1 protein-coding gene is annotated in these 247 nt (G+C 36.8%); it reads left to right on the top strand.

The annotated features are described in order from the left end of the window. Positions 1-13 precede the first annotated feature (13 nt). Positions 14-247: diguanylate cyclase domain-containing protein (locus AAEY83_RS17585; protein WP_351061251.1), on the top strand; the 234-nt coding region annotated here is incomplete at its 3' end.

Raw genomic sequence — 247 nt, 5'->3', positions numbered from 1 at the left:
ACTACAAAGTTGTATAACGACTAAAGATACAGTCGCACGTTTGGGTGGTGACGAATTTACATTGATTTTAGAGGGTGTAAATAGCCCGGATGAAGCATCAAAAATTGCCGAAGCTATAAAAAATAGCTTAATGCAGAGTATTAAAATAAAAAAAGAAACAGTGTATGTTACAGCAAGCATAGGTTTAACGTTTTTTCCTGCTGATGGCTTAACAGTAGAAGAGCTCGTTAAACGTGCTGATCAAGCG

This window comes from Psychrobacter sp. TB20-MNA-CIBAN-0197 (assembly GCF_040309765.1).
In the GTDB taxonomy this organism is placed as follows: Bacteria; Pseudomonadota; Gammaproteobacteria; order Pseudomonadales; family Moraxellaceae; genus Psychrobacter; species Psychrobacter submarinus.
Note: the sequence above shows the minus strand (reverse complement) of the source record. Positions and strands in the feature narration are given on the sequence as shown.